The sequence below is a fragment of the Bacillus sp. EKM501B genome (assembly GCF_011800505.1).
GTDB lineage: Bacteria > Bacillota > Bacilli > Bacillales > Bacillaceae_G > Bacillus_A > Bacillus_A cereus.
On sequence record NZ_JAALFZ010000016.1, the window covers coordinates 101,108 to 126,831 of the forward strand.

A 25,724-nucleotide genomic window follows, 5' to 3' on the forward strand; every position below is an offset into this window, starting at 1 on the left:
TTATTTCTGCATTTCCAAGACAAGTTCGATGATGAAGATGAAATTGAAATCTCTCTTAAAATAGAAACTATTATATTACGAAATCTAATACACATTTGGATAAATGATCACACCAAACCATCTGAACTTACTCCAGCAGAAAGAGCCAAGGAAATACGGGAACATTGGAAAAAACGTGGTAGTGAGTATGTTTTACCAGGAGAAGGTATTTAAAATTAAAAATAGAGGTGAAAACAAATGAATTATAATGAAGTAGAGTCTATATTATCAAATATTCTAGAAAGAGAAACTGAGGTATTAGACAAGCCAACAGATAAAGAATGGAAAGAATTAAGTGATAAATTTAATTGCTCGTTTAGTAATGAATTTAAATATTTTATTGAGTTGATGACGTTCTGGTCATTTCCAGGTGATATTTATAATATTTCAAAGGGTAAAACAAATGGAAATGATACACTAGAAGAGGTATATAATTATGAAATGAGTAATGGTAATTGGGATTCAAATATGCTCCCATTCTATGGTATTGGAAATGGAGATTATTTTTGCTTACATAGGTTAGAATCGAAGGTGTATTATTACTATGATGATAAAGGGAAATTCGAAGAATATTGCGACAGCTTCAAAGCATGGATAGAGGATTTACCAAATTTTTTAGCTTAAAATTTGTTTGAAATGGACTTATTTAAAGTTACGACTCAAATACCTCACGAATTAGACGTGCACCCCAATTATATCTAACATTTGGGGTGCATTTCATAATAGATGGCCTTTTTCGTTAAATTAAAGCACATTCACATACATATCACTAGCATAATATAGAACACTTATATAGAAATCATGTTTTGTTAAATCGCTGTGATTTTATATGGAAGAAAATTTTTTATATAATGATACATTTATTAATATCAACTAGGAGGAACATTCCTTGAAAGTTGTACGCTCTATATTTAAAGGCTTTCGTTTAATAGGTTTAATTGTAAAGCCAGTACTTAAAGCATTATCTAAAAGTAAATTTTAAATCTCATAAATATTAAAATCCCCTTCTGCATATAGGTGCAAAAGGGGATTTTTTTCAAATTATTCTATTCGTTCTACAGACAGTACTCATAGATAAATAAGAAACGGTGTATATTTACCCTAACATTTATAAAGATGAAAATCAATATATAATTATCTACATATAGAACCAGATAATAATTTTGTTCATAAAACTATTCTTTTCTATGAAATATTTAGTCTATGCATAGACTTCATTTGCCGTTACATAGTATCCCTTTGCTATTGTGTAATTTATATGTGGCCTCATTATTAATATGCAACATTGCATATTAATGCAATATATATAAATGTTGTAATTTACATTTAACCCCTGTAAAATTTAGGGTGTAAAACCATTATAGGAGATGTGATTATGAAGAAAATTTTAACTTCACTTATGCTAATTGGATTAGTAGTATTTGGCTTTCTTTTACCAAGCAATAATGCAAGTGCAGCTGAAAACACGCCACTTGTCGACAAAGTGCAAATTACTAACATTGGAAACAATGAGTATATCGACTATGGTCAAGGTAAAAAGTATCGAGTTTATGCATATAAAAACACAACATTCAAAGGATATGCATATGACGCAAATGGACAAGCAGTACCTGCTGGTACAACTTTTTACATTTACTTCGATGGCGCACTAAATTTTGCTAAAAAAGATATTTTATGTACTGTAGGAGCAAATGGTGCATTTGAAGGTTCAGTGGAAATGCCTAGTGGTAAGGGGAATTATTCTTTCTGGGCTTCAAGATCAACACACTACTACGATATTGTGACTCTTGGTTATTACAATGGTCCTAACAAAACTAATCCGATTTCAAAAGCAAATGAAAAAACAGTTTATCATTACGCTCAGGGAGTATATCATCCATAAAAAAGAGCCAGCCTATAAGCTGGCCTTTTTTTATTTTATAGAAATATAGACGTTATAAGTCGTAATGTAGTAAGTTTTTCCTTTTAAATCGTATTCTTTATATTGCACGGATGCTTTCGGTTTAAATACTCAGTTTAGATATGATGAATTAGTAAATATAAATTAAAAGAAGCCACCCAACAGGATAGCTTTCAATGTTTATTTGTTAATGTACTCGTACCACCAGTTTCTTTCATCCATCCAAGCTGTAATCTTATCAAGCTCGCCATTAGGTAGTACTTCAGTTTGTAAGTACGCTAAACCAGTTAATGGATTAGAGACAACTTTCCCTTTTGTTCCACGCTCATTCATAGCATTTACGACTTCCTGAACCAATGAAATGCCAAACCCACCAGATTTAACGTATTGATAGCCACCATTAGCAACAGATTGTTCAATTTGTTCCTCTCCTGTAAACCAAGATAACGGTTTACTTCCAATCAATTGGTTCAAATCACACTTACCGATACCTGGTACATTACCTGTCTCTGTGTATTGCCAAATATCGCATGGATAAGCTGGCTTGTTACCGCCATAACGAGGGATCCAAACAAAGTCAGATTTTACATTTGCCATACCAAACGGAGCATACATATGATGACCAACGTATAAACCAACTTTCTGAGCACCTAATCGGCGTAGTTCATCAATAAATGCTTGTGTGCCCGCTCTCATATCATTCATTGTTTTTACTTCAACATCTGCAACCCAGACTGTCGCGCTCTTATCTCCACGCTTCCAGAAGTCACGAGCTTCTATTCGTGCATCATTTTCAGAAACAAATCGACAAAATGCATAGTTACCAAAAGGAATACCGTGTTGCTTCATGGCTTGTACATACCCTTTATACAATGGATCTACATAATTTGAACCATCTTGTACACGAGCGATGATGAAATCAATGTATTGCTTTGCTATAGGCCAGTTAATGTCACCATTCCATTTTGAAATATCAATAATTTGTCCCATTACTTAACATCTCCTTTTCTATCTTCTTGTTTTTGTTTACCGCCTAAAATCTCAACTGCATTTGTTAAAGCTTGCGGAAGCGGAATACCCATTCGTCCGGCATTTTCTAAAAGTGAAAGTAATTCATTACCCATGAAGAAGAAAATTGTCGCTTCACGAATAGCACTATTACTTCCTAACGCTGCATCTAATTGAGCTGCCGCTCCGACCAAAAGAAAAAGCACCACCTTTTTGGCGATGCCTTTGAAACCAACTTTACTTTTTAATTCTCCGTTATATCCTGCTGCAATCATGCCAGTTAAATAATCAATAACTGCCATCGTTACTAAGATTTTCAATGTTGCATCCCATCCTCCAAAAAAATACCCACAAAAGCCTCCAAATGTAGCTATAAATGCTTTCATTAATATATCAATACGATCCATCTTTCCATCTCCTTATTTATAATAAAAAAGAGAGACGCTTGTCCCTCTCTCAATAAGTACTTTTATTTTAGGATATTAAATCATCCCTTTTAATATTAAACCCAAGACTGACATAGTAATTGCGCTAATAATAATTCGTAAAATCCAAGTTGTATTCATGCTAATCTTTTCTAATTGCTTATTAATTGTAGCAATGTCTTTCTCATTAATTGTTGTGCGAGTTTCTAAACTACGAATATCTCGCATAATTTCTTTTTGTTCTGCTTTTAAACTGTCGATTTTTACATATACATCTTCCACTGTATTCACATCCTTTTAAAATCTTAATAAAGCAATCTTTACATAATATGAGACAACCTTACTTATGGTGAATGCATCGCAGAAATTCCAAAACAAAAGTCGTATTTTGTGCAAAATAAAAAACAGCTTATGGCTGCTCCTGCTCTGTTTGTGTGTTATTTTTATTAGTTGGTGTTGGCGGTTCTTGAGATGGATAATTCCCTGTCAGCGATGTATAACACTCTAAACAAATATTCTTTTTCGCGAATCCCATATCTAGTGCGTACAGACGCGCTCCGCGTTTACATATTTCACACAACGTAGCAATTCGAAACTTTACTGTCCCATCCATCTCTCTCCATACTTCAACCCTGCTAATACCTTGTAGAATACCTGCATTATTTAACATATCAGCAGGTATTTGAACAAAAACCCCTGTCTCTGTTCGCTCTGCATCCACCAGCCTCCCCATAAAAGGAAAGCTTTCACCTGCTTGAAGTGGCATCATTTGATTCTCATTCATTCCTACTTCCCCTTTCTATCCAAGTGCGTTAAATTTCCAACCACTTGGAGTACTCACATAAAAACCTGCTCCAGCATTACCGTCTGTAAAACGAATATGCCCCCATTGTTGGAATCCACCGCCACCTAAGTTAATTCCCTGCATTGCTCGTATACTCCTAAAGATTTTCACTTCTTTTTCAGTACTTATATCAAACGTTTGTCCGTCTGGTGCTAGAGATATATTATTATTCACACCACCTACAGCAAGTGCGTTAAACGGCTGAATACCATCTGCTCTTTCTGCTGCAGCACGATCCCAATTATACATAGATGCATATTTGCCACTGTATAACGTTACACCACTTACACAAATCGCTGTCCCTTGTCTCATGTCAGCATTTCCAGAACAAACTTTAATAATCAATGCGTGTTCTTGTGGAATATAGTTTGTCGGGACTTTAAAAGTAAAAGAATACCTTCTGATTTCTCCGTAAAATGTAGACGGCTCAGGGAAGTCCATCTTTTGTTCACTCAATATGTCGTAACTAACGTTGTCTCGGAATTTAACGCAACACACGTGTATTCTCGGTTTTCCTGTCTTTCGCACGCCATTTATCATGGCAGTTCTAAAGTGTGCGGATGCTGTATATTCGTTGCCAGGATGTATCCCATTATTCACGATTGCTTCTGGATAGTTATACATATCTACCCTTGCAGCATTCACCATTTGCTCGTAATCGAATATATGTGTATTCTTTTCTATTACGACATTTCCCCAGGACTTCCAAGTAAGACCGTATCCACCTTCAAACCCATAATAATCTGAATTGCCAATGTTTTTCTTTGTAACACTAGAAAAGTCTGGATCAGCTATTAGGTTTCGTCTTGATACCGCAGTTGTTTTTGTACCCCATTCGTCTTGGAATAGGAAATCTAGCATTTTAACAGTTACACCATCTTTATCAATGGTGATCTTATCACCATCAATTCTAATAAGATTTGTATCTATGCCTTTTGCTGTTAACCATTTGACCATTGTGTCAGCATTAATATCCAGCTTTGCAGCATTAATTGTAATTTTGCCAGGGGACATATTGATGGCAGTGACAATGCCGTCCTTTAAAATCTGCGCTATAATTCCTTCGTCTAACACTTCTAACCTTGATTCCGTTTTCTTTACATAGGCATTATAAGTCTCATTTATAAACGTTTCTTGTTTTCCGGAGATGATTGAAACGCCTTTTTCAGTAGCACTAATACTTCTTTCTAATTCAGTTACTTTTTTAGTGTAATCTTCAGTTGCTACTCTATTAGCAATATCCTCTATCATTTTATCAACATCCGTTTGATCTTTTGGATGTAACCAAAATTCTGTAGCTACAGTGCCACGTTGTAACATAGGTGCAGCACACCATAAACGCCCATTTCTTGTAACGTAATAACGCCATCTCACAAACGCTGCATTGGCTGGTGCTTTATCTGTGCATACAGCACGAACCCATGTATGATTTACAACCTTGATATTTGTTCTAGCTGTTTTAATACGAGTTTTTTTATCAGTAGTCCACCATTCAATTTCAATAAATGCACCGCCACTATCAATAGGTGTTTTCCCATCAGTATTGAAATAACCCGATGCAACAAAATCTTCGTTAACCTGACACTCGATGAATTGACTTGTAAGTCCCCACCAACGATCTTGAGTCTGGCCAGTAACGGTAATTGCAAATGTATTCATACCTTTGTATTTTAAATTCGTATCAACAGAACCAGTAGCTCCATTACCACTATTCCAAAACCAATATTTCTGCCCTAACTTAAAATCAGCATCACGCAACTCGTTGACAGTACCTAAACCACCAACATAATCCTCAACATCTTTCTTTTTCATTGCTAGTTTCAATTCTTCAGAGTGTTGCTGTATGGTTGTAGCAGCCTGAGTTAATGTTTTCCCTTGCTCAGTTTGTGTTTCCTGTAATTTCTTAACGCTTGCAGTTGTTCCTTCTGCATTCTTTTCTACAGTGTTAACACGTTCATTAAAAGAGGTTTGTGTTTTTTCTACCGTTTTAATACTTTCTTTAATACCATCCACACTTTTTTCAATCTCGGTTGTTTTCTTAGTGAATTCATCATTCGTTACTTGATTTTCTGGAGCTGGTGTCCAATCCTGTGGCTTATTACCTTTATATAAAGCGACCCATTCTACAACGGCTTTTGTAGTGTTACTTGGAAAGTTATACAGACTCAACTTTCTTTCATTTCCACCCGTTGTTACTACAGCTTTAAAAGTTACATAGGTAATTCCATTCGCATAAACACTAGTTGCATATCCAACATTATTTGAACCACCATTCTGCCAAATTCCAAATTTCTGGCCTTGCGGAACACTCCCTTTAATTACAAAAGTATATTCCTCTCCTGCAACAAAATTTTCAGTTAAAGAATATGGATTGATTAGATAATCTGTTTTGTCATATTTGACATTTGAATCTAATAACAGATTACGACCTCCAGCTTTATCGTTATTAACTTTCTTTTCTACACTCTCCAACTTCTCACTAATCTGGCCAGCTTTTTCTGTAATTTCAGTTGTGGTTTTCTTTAGATTATTAGTTGTTTGCTGCACCTCAGAGATTGTCTTTTTCGTAACTTCAGCAGTCTCTACCACTGTATTTAATTTTTCAGTGATTTCACCATCTTTTTTTGTTAACGATTCAATAGATTTAGTAAAGCTCTCGTTAGTTTGTTTTATTTCAGAAACAGTTCTATTAATTTCACCTTGAGAGTTTTGTACATTTTTAATAGTTTGCGAAACTTCTTGAAGACTATTTTTAACTTCCTTGAATTGTCCATTGGTTTCACTTTGCGCTTCTTCCACTTTTTTGTTTAATTCTTCTTTTGTGAGCTGAATATCTTTATTAACCTGCTCCAGTGTATCTTTTTTAATTGATTCCACATCAGGAATAAGAAGCTCCCAACCTTTACCGTTCCACACTTTTAAAATACCAGGTTTACCGTTACTAATATCTCGCCATAATGTTTTACCTACTATAGGATTATCCATTGGTGGATTTTTAGCTTCAATAATATTTACCGTATTATTTTTTAGGTTTTCCTGGACCTTTTCAACAATTTTCTTAGCAGATTCAGATTCTTTTTGAGCATCATTTGCTTTTTCAGCAGTCTCTTTAACCAATTTATCTAGCTGATCTAAAATTTCTTGTTTACTACCTAATGAAGCCAGGACTTTATTATAGAGCTTACGTAATTCCTCGTTTGGATCAACAATTTCACGGTAATCACCAAATACATATTTATCTTGCATCGGATCTTTAAATGACTCATCGCCAGCGATTGCTCGTGCTTCAAGGTATAACTTGGGTGTAAATCCAGTATCTTTAATTCGTATTGTATCTCCTTCATTAATTAACTCATGTGCCAATCCAAACACACGACCAATTGATTGTGCTTCAACTTCATAAGAAACAGATGTGTTTACACGTTTTTTCATCTCTGTTTTCATAAGAGTCATTAAACGGCCTGGAGTTATATCTTCTTCTGTCTCTGGAGTATAGAATCCGAATTTATGCTTTCCTTTTTCATTCCAGCGCTGGAACGCATCATTATCTACGATGTACGGCAAACCATTATTAATACTCTCAACTGTAATTATTTTATCTCCTTCACCTTTAACAAACCCTATAAGCGCTGTACAGATATTTTGAGAGTTTTCAATACGTTTGATTCCCATTAAATCTTTACCAAGAGTTACTTCTTTACCTATTTCTCGACCTCGCTTCTTAACCATATCCACATAACGACCAACGAATTGATTACCAACAACCTCAGCACGATACACAATTTCCAAATCAAAAAGAGAAGCGATATCCTTTAATAATTTAAGCGGATCGATAGGTTCATTGATAGTCATTGTATGAAAACCAGGGTATTCTGTACGACCTCGTTTCCACTTTGTCCCTGTTAAAGCTATGTCAATAAACTCATTGACCGTTTTCCCTTCAATTCGTTGAGGATTGATAACACCTGCTTTTGCTAATAAAACCCACTCACCAGATGCATAAGTAATTACGGATCTATCATTAGAAACTTTTTCAGCTTCAGTAATTACATACGGTACAATAACACCACTACGCACCTCTTTTAATACTAAGTTTTGTTGCATGAGTGTAGCTGCTTGTTCTGTTCCATCAGCCGTTGTAAAATCAAACTTATCAATATTGTTTTTGATTTCCCAATGCCGTTTATCATCCCAATAATCTTTAGATTGGATAGTGGAAACAATTTGTTCTGTTTGAAAATCAACAACATGAAGTATCCCACTTGGTGTTCTCATCTAAATCGCTCCCTATATTTAACCTTTGCTGTTCCTATATCAGAAGGAATAATTTCAAGTTTATTCGTACCTTTATTGATAACAGGAAAATTACTAAAAATATCTTTTATGTTAATAGCGTTTTTCCCTTCAATACTGACACGACTGTTTTCTGTATCAATCACGACTTTGTCACCAACATCGACTATATAAGGCGGTGTATTTTGATTATTTAAATTTACTTTCCAAAATTTCAAATCAGAAACTGTCATCGCTTCTACTGGCGGAACATCTTGCCACTGCATGATACTAATCTGTATTTGAGCTGCTTTTTCCATATGTTTATTGTCTTTATCGATCCACCTTGCAAAGCGTTCTGAATCATCTTTTTCTGTTCCAGGAAGAAATTTTGAAATATAAGCTTCCCAATCATTACCGGTTCTAGCGATCCACAACCTACCATAATACTGATTCCATGTATTTGGATAATCACCACTCTCATAAATTAAACCTGTTTTTCCAGGCTTATTATCATATCCAATTACCATCGTTCCAAAATTTTGTTCAGCTTGCCAATAGAGGTCATTCATGGCAATTTTTGAAAGAACTTTGCTGTTTTCATCGAGTATCGCTATCTCAACTCGTCCCATTTCATTGATCGTTTTACTTTTACATGTAACGTGGGCTTGCATAATAAAATCTTGTACTGGCCCACCAGGGATACTCTTCTTAACAGCTGCACCATGCCATCCATTACCCGATCCATAGTCCGAACAATAGAATTGGTAACTATCTGTTTTCATTTCACTAACGGGATTACCGTCTTCCATAGAACTAACCTTACTCCATCCTACAGTTGTGGACATTTCATCCCATATAAGACGTTGATTTCTTTCTACAGGCAATTGCTCCAATTTTAATGGCATTCCAATACGGAAATAATCCGGCTCCTTTGCATATTTTTCTTCAAACCATACATCTAAAAAAGTATGTTGTTTTTTAATATCAATTTCAATAATCGGATTTGAATGTACCGAGCCTTTGTTTTGGACATTAGCAACTAACCCACTAACATCTTTTTTAAAATCAACCGTTTTCTCATTCCCTAACTTATACGGCATTGGACAAACAAAGTTCAAAGTACCTTTACCTAAAGTAACGAAATCTTCAGGATCAAAATCTTCATCAATAACTGCCAGGTATGTCCTATCAGGTGTTACATCAAAGACTAATTCAACAGGTTTTTCTGTAATTAACCACCCTGCTATTTCTTCTTTTAATGTTTCTAGGTCAGATCCATCAGGAACAATAATTCCGACCGGAACAGGTAAAACTCGCATTTCAGTTTCTGTCGTTAATAATCTTGCACCTGGATAACCTGGAACACCTAGAAATTTCCGTTTTAACGGCGCCCACGCTGGTCTTTTCCATCCCTTTTCTATTTGAACAAAATCTTTGCGTATGTCATTAAATGTAAAAGAACTCATACAGTCACCCCAATTCTTTATAAAATAAAAGAAACCCAAACCTAAAAGTCTGAGTTTCTTTTTGCTTCTCTTTCTTGATATTCGGTTGTATAGCGATAAGTACCGCGTGCCACGTCTCTTCCTTCTAAATTAACAGGCACTTCAATAACTAAATCTCCACCAAGCATTGGAATGACTCCGCCGCCAGATGATCCTGAAGAATAATTAATCACTTGATTCGCAACACTAGCTGCCATAGCTTGTCTACTATTTGACATATTTCCATACACACCACTCATAACGGTCTTTAATCCTGCTAATTGACTTGCGGAACCAGCCATCATACGGCTCATATCATCCATTAATTGATTTATTTCTCCTGATATAGCAAATTGTTGTCGTGGCATTGTTGCTACTATTCCTGCACCAATATCTCCAAGTGTCTTTTTATTTAAAGGTAAAACCGCTTCTTTTCCAGCTTCACCTGCACCTTGCAAGTTCCCACCATTCATTCCAAATATAGTCGGTTTAGTGAAGATACCACCTTTTGCGCGCCAATCTATATTGAGTCCAGAAGGGAATGTAATATCCTTCCCTAAAATATTTTTCGTACTAGTTTGCAAGCTAAAGTGTGGAAGAGGTGGCATTTCAGGTTTAGGAATTTTTAACTTCAAGTCACTAAAGAAGCTCTTGATCTTCCCAATAAATTTTTCTACACTGTCAACTGCATCTTTAATTGGATCAATAATAAAACGTTTAGCTGCTTCAAATTTTTCTTGAGCTGCATTCTTTACAGAATCAAATTTTTCCCGTGCTGTGTTGTACATATCATTGAATTTCTCTTTTGCAGAATTATAAGCTGAAATAATCGGTTCAACGATGTATGTGTAAACCATCTTCCAAGCTTCAAGTGTATCCCCTTTTATTTTCGCCCAATTTCCTAATATCCAATTGGATAAATCATTTAACTTTTCTTTGGTTGCGTTCCACAATTCCTGAACAGGCTGAATGACATATTGTTTTACTAAATTCCACGCTGCAGAAGTATATGATTTAACTGTTTCCCATTTCGAGTTTAGCCAAGAAACTAAATCGCCAAACTTTTCTTTTACTAAGTCCCAAGTATCTATGACAGGTTGAATAATATATTGCTTAAATAGTCCCCAAGCAATTTGCGCCATAGCTTTTGCAATTTCCCATTGTGTACCAAGCCAAGTGACCATTTCACCGATTTGTGTACTTACCCAGTCGTAAGCTTCCTGGATTGGTTGGATAATGTATTGACAGATTGCTGCCCATGCAATTTGTGCACCTGCCTGTATTACCAACCAACCAGCTTCTAAAACGGTAGAAACTGCCGAAATAATTGGATCTAACACAGTAAGAATCGTATCCCAGGTTTCTTGCCATGCTTGCGTTAATAATCCCCACAATTCAGACGCTGTTTCAGTTAAAGAAGACCACCAAGAGGAAGCTGTTTCCACAATTCCGGACCATAAACTACTAAAAAATTCGCCTATCGGATCAAAGAAACTATGCATCATTTCAGTGAATGAAGCCCAAGCTCCAGAAAAGAATTCAACAATAGAATTCCAGGTAGTACTACATATCTCCCCTATACTTGTCCATAAATCGCTGAAAAATTGACCTATCGGATCAAAAAATGCATGCATTGTTTCTAAAAATAAATTCCATGCTTCACTAGAGGATTGAACGATGCCATCCCAAAGTTCTATTAAATATTCTTTAATTGAATTCCACATATCTATAGTCCATTGTTTTATAGACTCCCAATTTTGATAGATGGCAATTCCTAAAGCGACTATAGCCGCAATAATAATCGGAACAATAGCAACTATTCCTAATGCCGCTGCTGCTCCGATTTCAAATACACCCATGACCGCCATAACTATAGGAGCAAGCGCCATAACTGCACCTGAAATTACGCCAATAGCTATTGCGACAGCTGTTAATGTGGCTGCTAATTCTGGGTTATTAGAAATCCATTCAGCCACTTTTGAAATGACATCTGCTATAACACTAAGAACCGGCTGAAGTGCAACTTGTAAATCTTGCATCGCCTTTTGAAATTTAACTGCTGGGTTTGCATCCATTTTTTTAATAGAGTCATTCAATTTGTCCTGTTGCTTTCCAAAATCGACTGTTTTATCTTTCGCGCCTAGTAAAGTATTTATAATGTTTTGCCCTTGATCTTCATACATTGTCATTTTGTTATCGTAAAGGCTTTTTATCCTCTACTTCCGGGAATTTCTCCGCATTATAGGACGTTAACTCGTCCTCGGTTCAGCATATATTTTCAACCTATAGGGTTGTCGTTCACTCGTGGGAGTATTTTATTCTGTAATACAGGTTCAACTCCTATGCGTTACGGTGAGCCACACCTTTTAAAATGTGCTTTACCACGGTATTAGCATATAAATTACAATAATAAAAGAGCACTTATAATAAGTACTCTTGGTTATTCTTATATGTTATAAACTGTTCTTTTGTATTATTTCTCAAACCATATATTGCATGAAATTTATTATGACAGGTCTCGCAAAGAGTAACACCATTGTCCACATCGGTTCTTTTTTCTACACACCAGCTGTAGCCATCTAAATGGTGTGCTATTAAAGTTCCTCCTTTACTATAACCACAACACTGACATATGAAATTATCTCGCTCGTAAACTTTACGTCGCCATATTCCATACCCTTCAATTAAACGACCATTATTTCTATCTTCGTCTGTTTTGTCAGGGTTATAATTAGGATTCTCCTTTCCAAACCTCTGTTTACCATACATTGGATTGTTCTTTCCACTAAAGTCAATTGTAGAAAGAATATTTGGATTTTTATCCGTTTTAAAGACATGGGTAATATAACAATCTGCACATATTTTATTATCTTTCCTACCAGATTTATATATTTTTTTACATATTGCACACTCATGGCTATATCGTGAAGTATCTTTTTTTCTTTCACATGGCTTACAATAGCTAAAAGGTCTATATTTCCCTAAGATAAACCTCACATTAAAATTGCTTAATAGTTTTTCCTCTCCACAACTCGCACAGTATTTATACCCCTCTCTTGGCTGAGGTTTTATTGGTGTTTTTCTTCGCTTTAGATTTTCACACTTCTTACATCTATTTCTGTGTCCATCTTTCTTACCCTTGTCCTTAACAAATTTATTAATATTTTTGGTTTCATTACATGTTTTACAAAATTTATACATTATAATAAACCTTTCATAGATTCTCTTTTTAAAAAAACCAAGTCTTTTTCCATATTATAACATATTAAGTTGTATTTTACTTAGCCTCTACCGTTTTTGAACGATTTTACTTCGGCACAATTCATCATCTACCGAAAAACTTAACACCTAATTCATTACGCTTTGTTTCGTCTTCAACTTGTGATAGAGCTTGTGCAATCTCAGTCATAGCTGCTGAACCTTCTTTACCACCATTAGCTACAGCTTGACCCCATTTCTCAACCTGTTCTGCTGAAATTTGTGTACCTTCAAGGGCTTCTTTCATTGCTTTATCGACACCTTGACCGAATTCAGCTGCTTTAACACGTCCCTCCTTCAAACCATCTAAGAGATTATCGATCATTCAAATTCAACGTGATTCGCAACGTCACGCCCGTTCTCTATGAACTGCTATACGTCACCGTATAGATTAGACTATATCTTCAACTACTTGAGTTGCTCCCCGTTTCGAGTGTCATATGCTTACACCCTACGTCTTTCGACTAGTCGTTGCACGTTCCTTAATTAAAAGGCTTCGCTCAGTATTGTCTCATTTGAGAGTTTCACTGAATTAAAGGAGTTTTTCATTGTATGTCGCCATACAAGGGAACTATAATCTAATTCCAAGTACCTGTTTCGACCCCAGCTGCCATAATAGCTTGCACTTCTTCAGCATTGTATCCGGCCCGCGTCAGCTGACCACCATATTCAGCAATAATATCTAATTGTTCCGGTGGAAAACCCATTTTTAATAAGGCATCAGCCATACCGAGAGCGCCTTCTTGTGAAATACCTAATTCATTACCGATTTCATTTGTTTCTTGAATTAATTCAGTAAAATCTATGCCAGCATAAGCATTAGAAATAACAGCTGCACTCTTTACGAAAGAAGCATTTGCTTCATCACTAACATCTTTATTCAAAGCCCATTGTCTTCTTACACCCTCAAGTGCTTCTTCTGCATCTAATCCATAGGCTGAAATTCCTCTCACAGCATCCTCTACTGATTTTTTTGAGGACTCAGGAACATCAAATCCTATTTCAATTTTTGTTTTTAACTTCGACATGTCCATTGCTTTTTCAATTGCGGTTGTAATTCCGCCACCAGCTGCTAATCCACCGATAACATTTTCTAACCCTACTTTTAAGCCTTCAAACTTTTTCTCAGTTCTTTCGGCTTCTTGTTGTAAATCTCTTAGCTCATTTTGCACTTGCCGTATTGAGTTTCCAGCATCCACAGATCGGAGTGCTCGTTGCAATTTATCAATATCTGTTCCTGCCCCTAATGCTTCACGACCGATGATTCCAATTGCTTGCTCTAACTGACGACTTGTAGCTGTTCCATTTCGAATTGCATTCACAAGACGATTTCCTAATGCTCCTGCAAAATCATCAACACTTTTTCCTGTAGCTCTAAACAATGTTTCTAATTGCCTTGTAGAACTCGCTACATTCTCCTGCTCAGCTTTCATGTTTCCTAGTTTATTTTTAAGACCATTAAGTGACCCTTCTGTAAATTCAATCTCACGCCTAAATGCACGATACTGTTCTTCAGAAATTTTACCGTTTTGGAATTGAGCTTGTACTTGTTGTTCCGCTGCCTTCAACTTATCTAATTTTTGAGTTGTATTTTCAATTTGTTGTGTAAGCAATTTTTGTTTTTGTGCTAATGCTTCCACATTACCTGGATCAAACTTTAACAAACGCTCGACATCTTTTAGTTCTTTAGCTAAAGAATCGCTTTGTTTATTTACATCTTTTAAAGCATTCTGTAACGGCTGAGTATTACCATTTATTTCTATTGTAATACCTTTAATTCTTCCTCCTGCCATCATCTCACCCCTTTCTTAGAATGAATCGAAGTCTGTTTGATTTGCTTTTCTAACTTTTTCTTTATCTGGATTTTCTAGTTCGGCAAATTCAGAAATGTAATCAAAACAATCACCAACGGTCATTTCTTCTAAATCACCATGTGTTAAATTTGCTTTATAACAAAGAGCAAGAAACAATTCAGTAGTAAATTCTTCATCACTAAATGTCCCCTGCTCTCCATTATTTTTCTTTATTTTTTTTTTGCTCCCATAGTGAGTTGAACTAATTCCATGACTTCGGGCATAATTTCTTCAATTGGGAATTCTTCAAATTCATCCAACCACGCCATAGGATCAGGAATATTGGGATCAGCGGTTTTAGCATATAACCAAGTTAAATCATAAATAAGCTCAAAATCCACATTACTTAAATCAACATTAGACATATCAAGAGGTTGTTGTGAGCCATCTGGTGAAGTTAATGCACTAATTGCCCCTAAACCCATCAAATCTGCAAATAAATTACGTCTGAATTGCGCTTTATATCGTTTAACTGTTGCTGCTGTAGCTTTTAATCTAACTTTTTTTCCGTCTATTGTAATTGTCTTTTCCATTCACTTACGCCCCTTTTGGTAATGCAGGTACTTTTGTATACACTTTTTTGTACCAATTATCATAAATTTCTTGTTTTGATTTAGTTGTAGTTTTCGTTTTAACCATACGTTTTCCATTAATATCAATAGGGCTTGATACAAATTTAAGTTCATTTGTGTTAGGCTCTGCTGAATTTGTTTTCGTTTTAGATGCAAGTGTTGGACGACTTGCTGAACAGTTAAACATAACGTGTCGAGTCGCTCTTACATCGCCATCGAATTCAAATAATAACGCAAATGATTTTCCTTTTGCATCGGCTAATTCATTTAAAACACCATCTTCTTCGTCTAATTCCTCACCTAATGCATCAATTGCAAATTGCTCTGGAATATGAGCGATTGATAGAGTGCCATCATACCCTTGGTTATTACTTGCTGCGTAGTAAAGCATGTCATCTGCATAGAACTCAATTAAATCCCCTCGTGGATCAAATGTTAATTCAACCGCACCTGGTAATCGTATCGGTGTACTGAATGTAACTACACCATCTTTAATGTCATAGAGTGCATAGTGGACATTTTTCAGACCAAAAGCTACTTTGTTTTCATTCATTTATATCAACCTCGTTTCATAATTTTTTTGATATATCTTTTCAGATTCAATAAAAGTCTCATACGAGTCATAAGGAATCTCATGATCGTCTAGGATTTGTTCTAGTTTGGCTTCTGCAACTAAATCTTTTTTAGTTGTATAAAGCTCAATATTTGCATCGTCTATCTTGTGATACACCTTGTTATCTGCCATTAAATTTGCTGATCCATCCACAAGGAAACATATATAAGGTGGCGCTGGAACTGGCTTGGTCGGCGTTGCTGTGAAATGCGAATAAGCCACAGGATAACCTGTAGCCTCAAGGATTTTTGTTAATTCACCTAACGTCATTGTTGAATCGCCCTTTCAATACGTCTTGGCAACTCATCAATTACATACTGTTCAACTGGAAGGATATGAACTTGTGCTGGTACACGGCCCCCACCCACTTTCGCATGTCCCTTTTCTAAAAGATGTGTTAATTGTCCTTTTGTATTGTGAACGACAAAACCATTACCTTCTTTTTTCTTACGCCATCCTTTACGATAAGCACCTGTTTTTTTAGGGCTACCTTGCCTTAATTTTTCTACAGCGACATCAGCTACTACTTCTTCTGCTATCATTAACTCTTCTTCCACAACATTTGCATATCTTTGTAATTCTCTAGCAATCTCACTCGCAAAATCATTCATATTAAGTATGCTCCTTTGCGATAATAGTCAATGTTTGATACATTTCATCATCATTCATTGGCGGTTCGATAATGTCAAAGATACGACCTTTTAAATTGATTCGCATTAATTCTGTAATACCTGTTGTATAAGGCATCACAAACCGATAAATTCGTGTAGACTGTGAAGCCGAAGCTTCAATGTACTCTGAACCTTTTACTGTTTTTATCATTGCCCATGCTTTTTTTACTTCTTGCCAATTACCTGTTTCAACTTCTTGATTCAAATCATCTTTTATTACTTCAGGTTGCTCAATAATAATTCGATTTCTACAATCACCTGTATTCAGTGGTTTCTTGTACTGAAAAGGACGCATATTAATCACCGTCCAATTTAATCTCTTCTAATGCTTTATCGATACCTAAACTATTAATCTGACTTAAAAAATTCTTGTCAAAATACTCTAATGCATCGTTATAGACATAACGAGAACGTTCAAAGACTAATTCTTTGAACTCCTCGTCTTTATTTAAATCATAATTCCCACAAACCCTAAGTAATGCCTTGTTAGACGTAGATAGGATGCGCTTTAGGTTATCATCTTCCTCATCTCCTAAGTGCATCCTATCTTTAAATTGCTGTAATATTTCATTTGAAATTACCTTATCCATTCACATCATTCCTTATTTAGTTACTGGTGGAGTTGGTGGTGTAAAAGAAATTTTCAAATCATAAACAAGAGCTGCTTTATTATCTTTTGGTTTACCATTAGCAAACTGTTTAATTGTATAAAGCATAGCATCTTCAATTGCTAATGTTTGGTCAAACTTTTTAAGTTTGTATCCACCTGCAATCGCTGCAAGATATTGACCTTTTACAAAGAATAATGCTTTACCAACTGGCACTTCTTCAGATTCTACAGTTTGAATGTTATAAGGTAATGCCATTACCCATTGACCTGTTGAGGTTTGAATTGTATTGCGAGCTTGTACACCAATTGAATCTACAGGATTTACAACCATTACGATGTTATTTAAGACTTTTCGTGATTTTCCTTTCGCATCAGTTGATAAAGCTTTTACTACTTCATATAATTCTCCAGCAACAACTTCACCAAATTGAGAAGGAGCAAATGTTAATGTACCAGATGATTTCTTATCAGTAACCGCGCCTGTAGTTGCATTTACATCTTTTATTAAACCTACAGGTTGATGTGCTACTGATCCACCACCATTTACAAAGCCAAACTCTAAACCTACTGAATAAGATTCTACTAATAGAGTTCGAACATAACGTTCAACCCATTCTGGGCCAAGATCTAACATGTCATTTGGAATAGCTGCGAATGCAGTTAATTTAAGTTGACCAATTTTTTCTTCTCGGAACGCTGCATTTACTTGCCCTCGAATTTCCCCAAATAATTCTCCCCATGCATATGCTTTTGTTGCATCAGAATAAATGAACTTAGTTACAGCTCCTAAATCTTGCAGTCCTAAAGCATCCAGTAATGGATGTTCTTTAACTAAGTCTTCAAATACACGTTCTTGTGTAGTTACTGGCAAGATAGAACCATCTTTAAATCCACCTTCTTGTACAACTGTATTAAAGAATTTTGTTTCTGCTGCAGTTAATACATTTTGACCGCGTTGTTGAAGAATAGAACGATCTAACATTTCATCATTTAACTGATTACGAACTGTGCTGATTACATCCGTTTGCATTGCATCAAAGAAACCTTCAAACGCTGCCGTTTGTTCTTGCTCTGTACTTTCTCCATTAGTTAAAGCATCCGTTAACTTTGCTTTCGCTTTATTAAATGCTTCAGATTTATTAAATTTAATTACCATTGTGTGTTTCCTCCGTTTTTTTATAATTTTAAAAGGAGCCCTTTAATCCCACTGTTTTTTACAGGTTTAGGATTCGGCTCCTTTGGTTGTTCTTCTTTATTGTTTTGTAAATCGTTTAGGATTTCGTTTTTTAGGCCTAATAAAGCAATGTTTAAATCCTCTTTTGTAATCCCTTGGCCTTTATTCATTGTTCCATTTCTAAAACCATCGATTACTTTCTGTGGAAGCATGGTAACAGTAGCAGTTGAAGCTGTCATTTTAACTGGATTCTCCATAAACATGATTTCATCCACAAAGTTATTTTCTAATGCTTGTTGCGGACCCATCCAAGTTTCTTCAGCCATCATATTAAGTAGTTCTTCTTCTGACTTACCGCTTTTAATGACATAGGCGTTTACAATTGCTCGATCTGTTGTTTTTAGCATTTCGGCAGCCTTTGACATATCACGATGATCTCCACCATTCCACATTGAAGCGTTATGAATCATGATTTGTGCAGTTGGAGAAATTCGGACTTTATCAGCAGCCATTGCAATAACAGAAGCTGCACTTGCTGCTAATCCAACGATTTGAACTTCCACATGACCAGGATAATTTTTCAACGCTGTGTAAATTTCTGAACCTTCGTGTACATAACCGCCAGGACTATTAATTGATACAACTAAGTCATCGCCATTTGCATCATCAAGCGCTTTTGAAATCTTACCTGGGCTTGCAGCATCCATTTCAAACCAATCATAAATCCACGCTTCATCATTTGAAATAATTGGGCCTTTAACGTCAATTTTCACCGTCATTTTGTTTCTCACCTCCTTCAGATTCAGTTAGTTTTGTATAGTTTTTCGTAATATGATGTGTATTTAAATTAGGATCATCTGAAATTTCATATCCTACTTCTAATCGAATTTCATTTCCTGTAAATGCACTTGAAGAAACGAGTTTATCAATACTTGTAGCGAGATCAAATATACTCTGATAAGAAACAGCTTTAACTTCAATTTTTTGACCTGAAAGATACTCTTCTTCTTCAAAAAATTTAACGTTTGCTTCATCAGAAATCTTTTTTAATAAAGGTTTCACTGTGAAAAGCATATAATTTTTCGTTTGCTTCTCAACATCAGCCATTTCACCATATATCAAAGCTGTTGGAATACCAAAAGCCATTGCAACTTGATTTAAGAAACCGTTCGTTACTTTATTGATTTCTTCCACACTTTGACCCGAGTTTACACCACCCGATGTTTCCTCGTATTTAAAGCCTGGTTGTTGCGGAATGATAGCAATATCATTTTCCCCAACCGCTTTATACATGTCATCAATGAAATTTTGGAGTTTTGCTTGGTGATCTTTACTCTTTGCAGCAAGCATGTCCATATCAACTGTGGCACGAATTTGATTTTTACGTTTTTGAGAGCTTAATATCCTACCGAATAAATCACCATAATCAGCAAAAAGCCCATCAATAAGCGGTGATAACTTGTCATTCCGATATCTTAAATGAATGATTTCACTTTGTTTAAAACTTCTTTTAAACTGATAATCTTTTACGGTGACATTTGTAAAAGTATCTTCAAACACAGCGTATTCGTTATGCTCAAAGTCATCAGCAATAAGTAAATCACCATCATCAGCTTGTACAATTAGCGCTTCATTATTATAAATAAGTTTATAAATGAAACTCTCCCAAAAGGTACTTGCTGTCATATTCTTATTCGGTCTAACATTTAATCGGTAATAAAGCTCATCCTTTTCAAATTCTTCACCATTTTTAACTCTAAATTCTGACTGGCTAATTGTTCTACCTAAAAAGGATATACAGGTATCAATTGCTAGTCGTTTCATGTGTAATCTATTTGCTTTATCGATAAACATTTCCACATCAAACATAAATCCTACTTCACTATTTCTTTTAAATACCGTATCCAGCCATCCAATGATTATCGCCCCCTTTATTAGAATTTAATACCATCTAACATAAAGTCGAATTCATCCACAAGAATGTTATCCGCTTGCCATAATGCATGAATAAAAGCTTGGAATCCATCCGTTTTGCGCTTAAATTCATCTTTTTTCAAATATTCTTTATTGCCGTCTTTTTTTATGTGGACGTAGACGTTGTTGGTGTACCAACGCATTAATGGATTATCTCCAAAAATGATACGATTGTTTGCAAATAACGTTTCAACTCTTGGAGCTAAAAGAGAATGTATCGCTTTTGGATTACGAATATACAACAATATGAAACCTTCAGCTTCAAGTGCTGTTTTAACAAGATCAAGACGGAAAGTATCAGCTACTATTGTGTTAAATCCGTATATCTCACGCATTTTTACAAACCAATCTACAATATGAGAGATATTGATAACCGGTTCGTCCACAATAGTTAACAAACCATCTTCAGCCCATTCATAAATAGGTGCTTTTAATTTCACCTTATCTAAGAATCCCTTACGTACAAATGAATGACCTTTCCAAATATAATCCTCACCATGTTTAAATAGTAAACCAACCGCAGCAAAGTCTTTAATGCTGGCGAAGTCGAGTCCACCTACAGCTACTTTATGTTTTAAATCAGGAACTTCTCTAAGCGTTTCTCCATCTTCTTCAAAACCAGTACGCATGATTTCTTCCCATGAAGCTACAGACTTTGTTAAATCTGTTTCAGGGTAATTCATACGTTTTGTGATGAATTCTTCACGGTTTGAAGGATTATTTTCTAATTGTTTATATTGAGTTAATACCTTTTTAAATAATTGTTTAGCATAAGAACTTCTCGGCTCACTAAACATCGGATTCGCTTTTTCCCATACATCAGGATTATCAATTTCTTCTGGATTATCTATCTTGCAAATGAAAGGGAATAATGGATCTTCTAAATCTTTTCCCTTTAGAATGTTCATCGCTCGCTCTTTCGTTTTGTCCAGGAATCCGTCGCGGACAAAGCCATCTGTACCAATAAAAAATTCTCTAGCATTTGGCACTTTTCCAAGTCCACTAGAGAATACATTTACTACATCAAAGTTTTCGTATCGATGTATTTCATCGTAAATAACACAACCGTCACGAAGTCCATCCTTAGAACCAGCATTAGATGTATGATATTGCATAATGCTTTGCGTATCGTTACTCAGTATCTCTACCTTGGTTCGATAAAACATATCTTCTAGTATTTCTTTTCCTTTAATAGCATCATAGACTTCACGGAAAGAAACTTTAGCCTGCTTCTCGTTGTTCGCCACAATTGAAACATTGTATCGATCTATTCCGTGTAGCGGACTAATAAAGAAATGGCATAACGATGAAATTAAACCATTTTTCCCACCACCACGAGCCATCATAATTAAAAATTGCTCGTAAAAAACAGAATCATCTTCTTTATAGAAAAGAAAAACAAATGCTGTTAGGAACTTTTGAAATGCTTGCAATTCAAAGTACCATTTCTCAGTGAATTTTATATAGTCCTCATGCATTTCATTATCGAAATACAAATCATCGCGTATTAAAATGTATTTCTCCAGGTACTCAATTAGCATTATGCGCTCTTTATTCAGCTTAATTTTCCCTGCGTGATACATCTCAATATATTCAGTGACATATTTATTTTGAATCATGTTAAATCTTTAACTGAGCGCACAGGTTTTGAAGGAACTTTCTTTTCTTCTGCCGATGCTTCTAATCCAAGTGCATCTAAAATCTTTATCATTCGATCATTTGTTTTATGTAAATCATTAATAGAAGGATTGGATTTCGGACCATGCATGCCAGATACTTTTATTCCTGTTTCTTCAATATCATCAACAAGAATACACTTTAAATCCCACAACGATAAATAGTCTTGAATTAAGTCAGTATAATGATTACCTACAATCTTTTTTTCTTTTAATTGATTTGTTAAATCCTTTTCAATCCTTTTTCTCATTGTTTCACGCTTCACTCTAGCCACAATATCCCTCCCTTCTGATTTACATCGTTTTCCAATTTGATATATCGCGCGAATTTGGTTATAAATTTGAAAAATCGACCCCCTCCTCCGGTGCCCCTTAGAGCAATTTTTGAAGGATTTTTTAAGGGGGGGTATTATTATCGAACCATTTTTACCACTTTTCATCGTTTTCCCATTTATTCGGTTTCTTTTTGAATGTTCTACCGTGTTCTTTATTGTGGCAATCCACACAGACTGTTTCGAGATTGTCCATTTCTAATGCAAGTTCTGGATGATGTTCTAGTTCTTTTATATGATGGACAACTAGTTGTATCTTCTTACGCTTTGCACTCTCACTGTATTCATTCATGTCTGTTTGTACTCGACCATTACGTTTACATTCCTGGCATTCATAGTTGTCACGCTTCTTTACTTGCTCTCGTATACTCTTCCACTCACCACTGTCATAGAACTTACGCTTCTGTTGTTTGGTTTTATATTCTTCCGTCCGCATATATCAGTTCCATTTCTTCTTCCACAATAGGATGATTGTGCTGTATGATCTTTGTGTTAATACGTTCCTCGGTATCTTCTATATGTTCGATGTGAATGTAAGTACATGATCTACCAATCAAAGCTAACCCTTATTCTTCCCTTTATCTCTTTACCTTTGTACAGTACAACAGGAACAGCATTGATACCTGATTGTACAATTTGTAATAAGGGTTCTACACTCTCGTTAGATTGTTTGTACTTCCCTAGCTTAAACATATCTACAAAAGCACCATTACATTTCGGACAAACAGTTACTTCTTGATATTCATCTTCTGGCGAATGATACGTTTTAATTTGATAGTCACAAACTAAACAACATCTAGAAACCTTACTCATCTATCCTCACTCCTTACCATTCTCCTAATAACTCACGTAACTTCGGATGTTTATATTCATACCAGTTATAACCCATTGATAATAGTGGTACGAGTTCTTCTTGATATGTTTCTAAAGCTTCTTCATCACTCATTTGCAAATGATCCTTTAAATGTTGTAATGAATAATTCATATGGAGTTTTTCGATACTCTCACGCCAATTAACTAATGTATTGATTAAGTAATGTCTAGTCATTGACTTCAATCACTCCTGGATTAATTCTTTCCTCACGATATTGAATATCAAGACACTTTTCATAAAAGAATGTAGCAGATACATCAATAGCTACTTGCCCACTATCAGCAAAGAATGTTTGCGTTTCACTCCCTAACACTTGATACTTATGCTCACACATTACCCCTTATCATCCCTTAACAAATAGGACCAGAAAATTCTTGAACAAAAAAAGAGTGCTTTTCTTCAAAGCACTCTTCCAAAGGAATTTACCAATCTCGACGCTTATCATGATCACAGTCATGATGCTGATTACGTCTGCGACGACATTCATCACAATCGCAGTCACGATCACGTCTGCAACGACAATCGTCAAAATCCCTACGTCTGCGTCTACAGAACATTAAATCATCCCAAAATCTATCACAATCTCGAAAATGTCTGAAATCACCATTACATCCCATGAATCTGATTACCTCCTCTTAAAAATAGAACTTCATCATATTCTATGTTTAAAAGTCAAAAACAGCTTGTTTACTAGCCTATATTTTCTACCTATCTTTACTTAACAATAAATAAGACGCTAAACCGATCACGGCAGCGCCTACGATAATTGCTACTGGTTTAATCATTATTCCACTGATAATCCTAAATCACGTTGAATTCCTGAAAATGAATATCCATGTACAAATCCTATAATACGAATACCTGAAGCATATCTATGTTCTAAATCATCATTATATGTTTTCTTATAATACTCTAATTTTGCAGCGATATTATGCTTACTATTAATAATCACTTCATCACTTAGGAATCCGGTCACTTCAATTACAACAGCAACATACTCCGCCCCTCCATCCACAGCTTCATTAAAACACTTTTCTAAACCTTCTAATGTTAAATCCATCATTCATCCTCCTCCAAAATAAAAAGCACCCATTCGGATGCTTTTTTCATTAAGTATTAATTTGTACTTTAACTACGGTAATTGAAGTTTTATTCTTCTTCCAACCACCTAATGTTGTTACGTTTCTCTGCACCAACATTATTAAGTAGCTGGAAGAAGAGCAAAAGCTCTCCTTAATAACGGTATCATTCAATCGTTACCATCTGCTGGTTTCGGATTTTATGTGCCATCATTACGAACCGTTTAGAATTTTAGAAACAACATAGTGAGTTGTGTTTCCCGCCACTTCCCACAATACAAATATAACACGTTAATTCCAAAATAACCGACACATTTCCTGCCAAAAAGCGGTCACGACTCTGCCACCCTTTTCATAGTTCAAATTTTTCCACTGCATCTGTTAATTCCACTGGTACACCGAATATACTTTTTTTCATTTCTGACATTTTCTTTTTAATAATCCACTCTGGATAATTCAATTCTTCTAGAATATTTCTAAAATAAGTTGGATTTAGCTTTAACACATCAGGATTTTTTCCACTATTCCTTTTGTATCTAATTATTGCTTCTAATAGTTCTTCATTTAACATGAATCACAATTACCTCCCCCTTACATTTTATATTTATGTATATACACCATTCAATTCCTTGATACTACCACTTACCCATATCTTATATTGTGTGTAACTGACCCCTTCGCCAAATCCCTTGATATCATTGATTTCGTTTCACTTTCTCTTTTGAGTTACACAGTACAAGATTTATGAGTAACTGTATAGGGATACCACCAGCATTTTGCAAAATAACCTAAGCTATGCGGAAAAATAAAATAAGCTGCCCATATGGACAGCTTATTTACATAATTATCGTTATCAAAAGTAACATTTAACTCGAAAATAGCTAATTTTATCAGTTGTTGAATGTTTGAAAAAAACCAAACCAATGATATTGTTGAGATCCTTTGGAAATTTCTTGCTGTGATGACTATCATAGTGACTTTTTCTCCAGCAACAACTATTAGTAGCTAATTACCATAAGGACTTATTTTTGAAATTTGCTATTTTTTAGAAAGTGTGTTAATT

Annotated in this window: 27 protein-coding genes and 3 pseudogenes; 3 read left to right on the forward strand and 27 right to left on the reverse strand. The window is 35.3% G+C overall.

The window, feature by feature from the left end:
* Window positions 1–18 precede the first annotated feature (18 nt).
* The 3 genes and pseudogenes from HFD78_RS29620 to HFD78_RS23120 form a co-directional block, all read left to right on the forward strand.
* Window positions 19–213, forward strand: a pseudogene (locus HFD78_RS29620) (hypothetical protein); the annotation flags it as partial.
* 24 nt (window positions 214–237) lie between these two features.
* Window positions 238–663 carry an SMI1/KNR4 family protein gene (locus HFD78_RS23115; RefSeq protein WP_001108706.1) on the forward strand — a complete coding sequence of 142 codons (426 nt, stop codon included), beginning with the start codon at window positions 238–240 and terminating at the stop codon, window positions 661–663.
* 751 nt (window positions 664–1,414) lie between these two features.
* The gene (locus HFD78_RS23120) at window positions 1,415–1,921 is read left to right on the forward strand and encodes a hypothetical protein (protein WP_089171118.1); all 507 of its coding nucleotides are present in this window, start codon (window positions 1,415–1,417) and stop codon (window positions 1,919–1,921) included.
* A gap of 198 nt (window positions 1,922–2,119) precedes the next feature.
* Here HFD78_RS23120 and HFD78_RS23125 read toward each other — a convergent pair whose 3' ends face one another.
* The 27 genes and pseudogenes from HFD78_RS23125 to HFD78_RS23255 all read right to left on the reverse strand — a co-directional run bounded on the left by HFD78_RS23125 (window position 2,120) and on the right by HFD78_RS23255 (window position 25,232).
* Window positions 2,120–2,929 (reverse strand): GH25 family lysozyme, encoded by an 810-nt coding sequence (locus tag HFD78_RS23125; protein ID WP_000529739.1) that lies wholly within the window; start codon window positions 2,927–2,929, stop codon window positions 2,120–2,122.
* On the reverse strand, window positions 2,929–3,354 hold the full coding sequence (locus HFD78_RS23130; protein WP_000373853.1) for a phage holin family protein: 426 nt from the start codon (window positions 3,352–3,354) through the stop codon (window positions 2,929–2,931). The genes HFD78_RS23125 and HFD78_RS23130 overlap by 1 nt, the downstream gene beginning before the upstream one ends.
* 75 nt (window positions 3,355–3,429) lie before the next feature.
* Entirely contained in the window at window positions 3,430–3,654 is a 225-nt protein-coding gene (locus tag HFD78_RS23135) for a hemolysin XhlA family protein (RefSeq protein WP_000390484.1), read from the reverse strand.
* Window positions 3,655–3,781: 127 nt separating this feature from the next.
* A complete protein-coding gene (locus HFD78_RS23140) occupies window positions 3,782–4,156 on the reverse strand; it encodes a hypothetical protein (RefSeq protein ID WP_097998516.1) in 375 nt (124 codons plus the stop codon).
* A gap of 15 nt (window positions 4,157–4,171) precedes the next feature.
* The gene (locus HFD78_RS23145) at window positions 4,172–8,491 is read right to left on the reverse strand and encodes a phage tail spike protein (protein WP_097998517.1); all 4,320 of its coding nucleotides are present in this window, start codon (window positions 8,489–8,491) and stop codon (window positions 4,172–4,174) included.
* A complete protein-coding gene (locus tag HFD78_RS23150; protein WP_000094098.1) occupies window positions 8,488–9,957 on the reverse strand; it encodes a distal tail protein Dit in 1,470 nt (489 codons plus the stop codon). The genes HFD78_RS23145 and HFD78_RS23150 overlap by 4 nt, the downstream gene beginning before the upstream one ends.
* Before the next feature lie 41 nt (window positions 9,958–9,998).
* Window positions 9,999–12,164 (reverse strand): phage tail tape measure protein, encoded by a 2,166-nt coding sequence (locus tag HFD78_RS23155; RefSeq protein WP_000180075.1) that lies wholly within the window; start codon window positions 12,162–12,164, stop codon window positions 9,999–10,001.
* 232 nt (window positions 12,165–12,396) lie between these two features.
* Window positions 12,397–13,176 (reverse strand): HNH endonuclease, encoded by a 780-nt coding sequence (locus tag HFD78_RS23160; RefSeq protein WP_000276334.1) that lies wholly within the window; start codon window positions 13,174–13,176, stop codon window positions 12,397–12,399.
* 124 nt (window positions 13,177–13,300) lie between these two features.
* Complete coding sequence (locus tag HFD78_RS23165) at window positions 13,301–13,558, reverse strand: hypothetical protein (RefSeq protein ID WP_002197191.1); 258 nt, start codon at window positions 13,556–13,558, stop codon at window positions 13,301–13,303.
* 256 nt (window positions 13,559–13,814) lie between these two features.
* Window positions 13,815–15,026: pseudogene (locus tag HFD78_RS23170) on the reverse strand (phage tail tape measure protein); the annotation flags it as partial.
* Window positions 15,027–15,256: 230 nt separating this feature from the next.
* Window positions 15,257–15,619: a hypothetical protein gene (locus HFD78_RS23175; protein ID WP_000415911.1), complete on the reverse strand. Its 363-nt coding sequence runs from the start codon at window positions 15,617–15,619 to the stop codon at window positions 15,257–15,259.
* 4 nt (window positions 15,620–15,623) lie between these two features.
* The gene (locus HFD78_RS23180) at window positions 15,624–16,211 is read right to left on the reverse strand and encodes a major tail protein (protein WP_001004911.1); all 588 of its coding nucleotides are present in this window, start codon (window positions 16,209–16,211) and stop codon (window positions 15,624–15,626) included.
* A complete protein-coding gene (locus HFD78_RS23185; RefSeq protein WP_000172091.1) occupies window positions 16,212–16,541 on the reverse strand; it encodes a hypothetical protein in 330 nt (109 codons plus the stop codon).
* On the reverse strand, window positions 16,538–16,882 hold the full coding sequence (locus HFD78_RS23190) for an HK97 gp10 family phage protein (protein ID WP_000997555.1): 345 nt from the start codon (window positions 16,880–16,882) through the stop codon (window positions 16,538–16,540). The genes HFD78_RS23185 and HFD78_RS23190 overlap by 4 nt, the downstream gene beginning before the upstream one ends.
* Before the next feature lies 1 nt (window position 16,883).
* A complete protein-coding gene (locus tag HFD78_RS23195; protein WP_002197188.1) occupies window positions 16,884–17,237 on the reverse strand; it encodes a phage head closure protein in 354 nt (117 codons plus the stop codon).
* Between the two features lies 1 nt (window position 17,238).
* A complete protein-coding gene (locus tag HFD78_RS23200; RefSeq protein WP_000361980.1) occupies window positions 17,239–17,532 on the reverse strand; it encodes a hypothetical protein in 294 nt (97 codons plus the stop codon).
* Window positions 17,533–17,544: 12 nt separating this feature from the next.
* Window positions 17,545–18,708 carry a phage major capsid protein gene (locus HFD78_RS23205; RefSeq protein ID WP_000234853.1) on the reverse strand — a complete coding sequence of 388 codons (1,164 nt, stop codon included), beginning with the start codon at window positions 18,706–18,708 and terminating at the stop codon, window positions 17,545–17,547.
* Window positions 18,709–18,728: 20 nt separating this feature from the next.
* On the reverse strand, window positions 18,729–19,505 hold the full coding sequence (locus HFD78_RS23210) for a head maturation protease, ClpP-related (RefSeq protein WP_000216390.1): 777 nt from the start codon (window positions 19,503–19,505) through the stop codon (window positions 18,729–18,731).
* A complete protein-coding gene (locus HFD78_RS23215) occupies window positions 19,489–20,595 on the reverse strand; it encodes a phage portal protein (RefSeq protein WP_000460642.1) in 1,107 nt (368 codons plus the stop codon). The genes HFD78_RS23210 and HFD78_RS23215 overlap by 17 nt, the downstream gene beginning before the upstream one ends.
* A gap of 65 nt (window positions 20,596–20,660) precedes the next feature.
* Complete coding sequence (locus HFD78_RS23220; RefSeq protein ID WP_000615655.1) at window positions 20,661–22,319, reverse strand: terminase TerL endonuclease subunit; 1,659 nt, start codon at window positions 22,317–22,319, stop codon at window positions 20,661–20,663.
* Window positions 22,316–22,651 carry a P27 family phage terminase small subunit gene (locus HFD78_RS23225; RefSeq protein WP_000124846.1) on the reverse strand — a complete coding sequence of 112 codons (336 nt, stop codon included), beginning with the start codon at window positions 22,649–22,651 and terminating at the stop codon, window positions 22,316–22,318. Before HFD78_RS23225 ends, HFD78_RS23220 begins: the two co-directional genes overlap by 4 nt.
* 151 nt (window positions 22,652–22,802) lie before the next feature.
* The gene (locus tag HFD78_RS23230; RefSeq protein WP_001258475.1) at window positions 22,803–23,144 is read right to left on the reverse strand and encodes an HNH endonuclease; all 342 of its coding nucleotides are present in this window, start codon (window positions 23,142–23,144) and stop codon (window positions 22,803–22,805) included.
* Window positions 23,125–23,521 (reverse strand): annotated as a pseudogene (locus HFD78_RS23235) (hypothetical protein). Before HFD78_RS23235 ends, HFD78_RS23230 begins: the two are co-directional and overlap by 20 nt.
* 13 nt (window positions 23,522–23,534) lie before the next feature.
* On the reverse strand, window positions 23,535–23,756 hold the full coding sequence (locus HFD78_RS23240; protein WP_000196710.1) for a hypothetical protein: 222 nt from the start codon (window positions 23,754–23,756) through the stop codon (window positions 23,535–23,537).
* Window positions 23,749–23,916: a hypothetical protein gene (locus HFD78_RS23245; RefSeq protein ID WP_000333211.1), complete on the reverse strand. Its 168-nt coding sequence runs from the start codon at window positions 23,914–23,916 to the stop codon at window positions 23,749–23,751. The genes HFD78_RS23240 and HFD78_RS23245 overlap by 8 nt, the downstream gene beginning before the upstream one ends.
* 450 nt (window positions 23,917–24,366) lie before the next feature.
* Window positions 24,367–24,642: a hypothetical protein gene (locus tag HFD78_RS23250; RefSeq protein ID WP_000366404.1), complete on the reverse strand. Its 276-nt coding sequence runs from the start codon at window positions 24,640–24,642 to the stop codon at window positions 24,367–24,369.
* Between the two features lie 371 nt (window positions 24,643–25,013).
* Window positions 25,014–25,232, reverse strand: a complete 219-nt coding sequence (locus HFD78_RS23255; protein ID WP_000930962.1) for a hypothetical protein — start codon at window positions 25,230–25,232, stop codon at window positions 25,014–25,016.
* Window positions 25,233–25,724 lie beyond the last annotated feature (492 nt).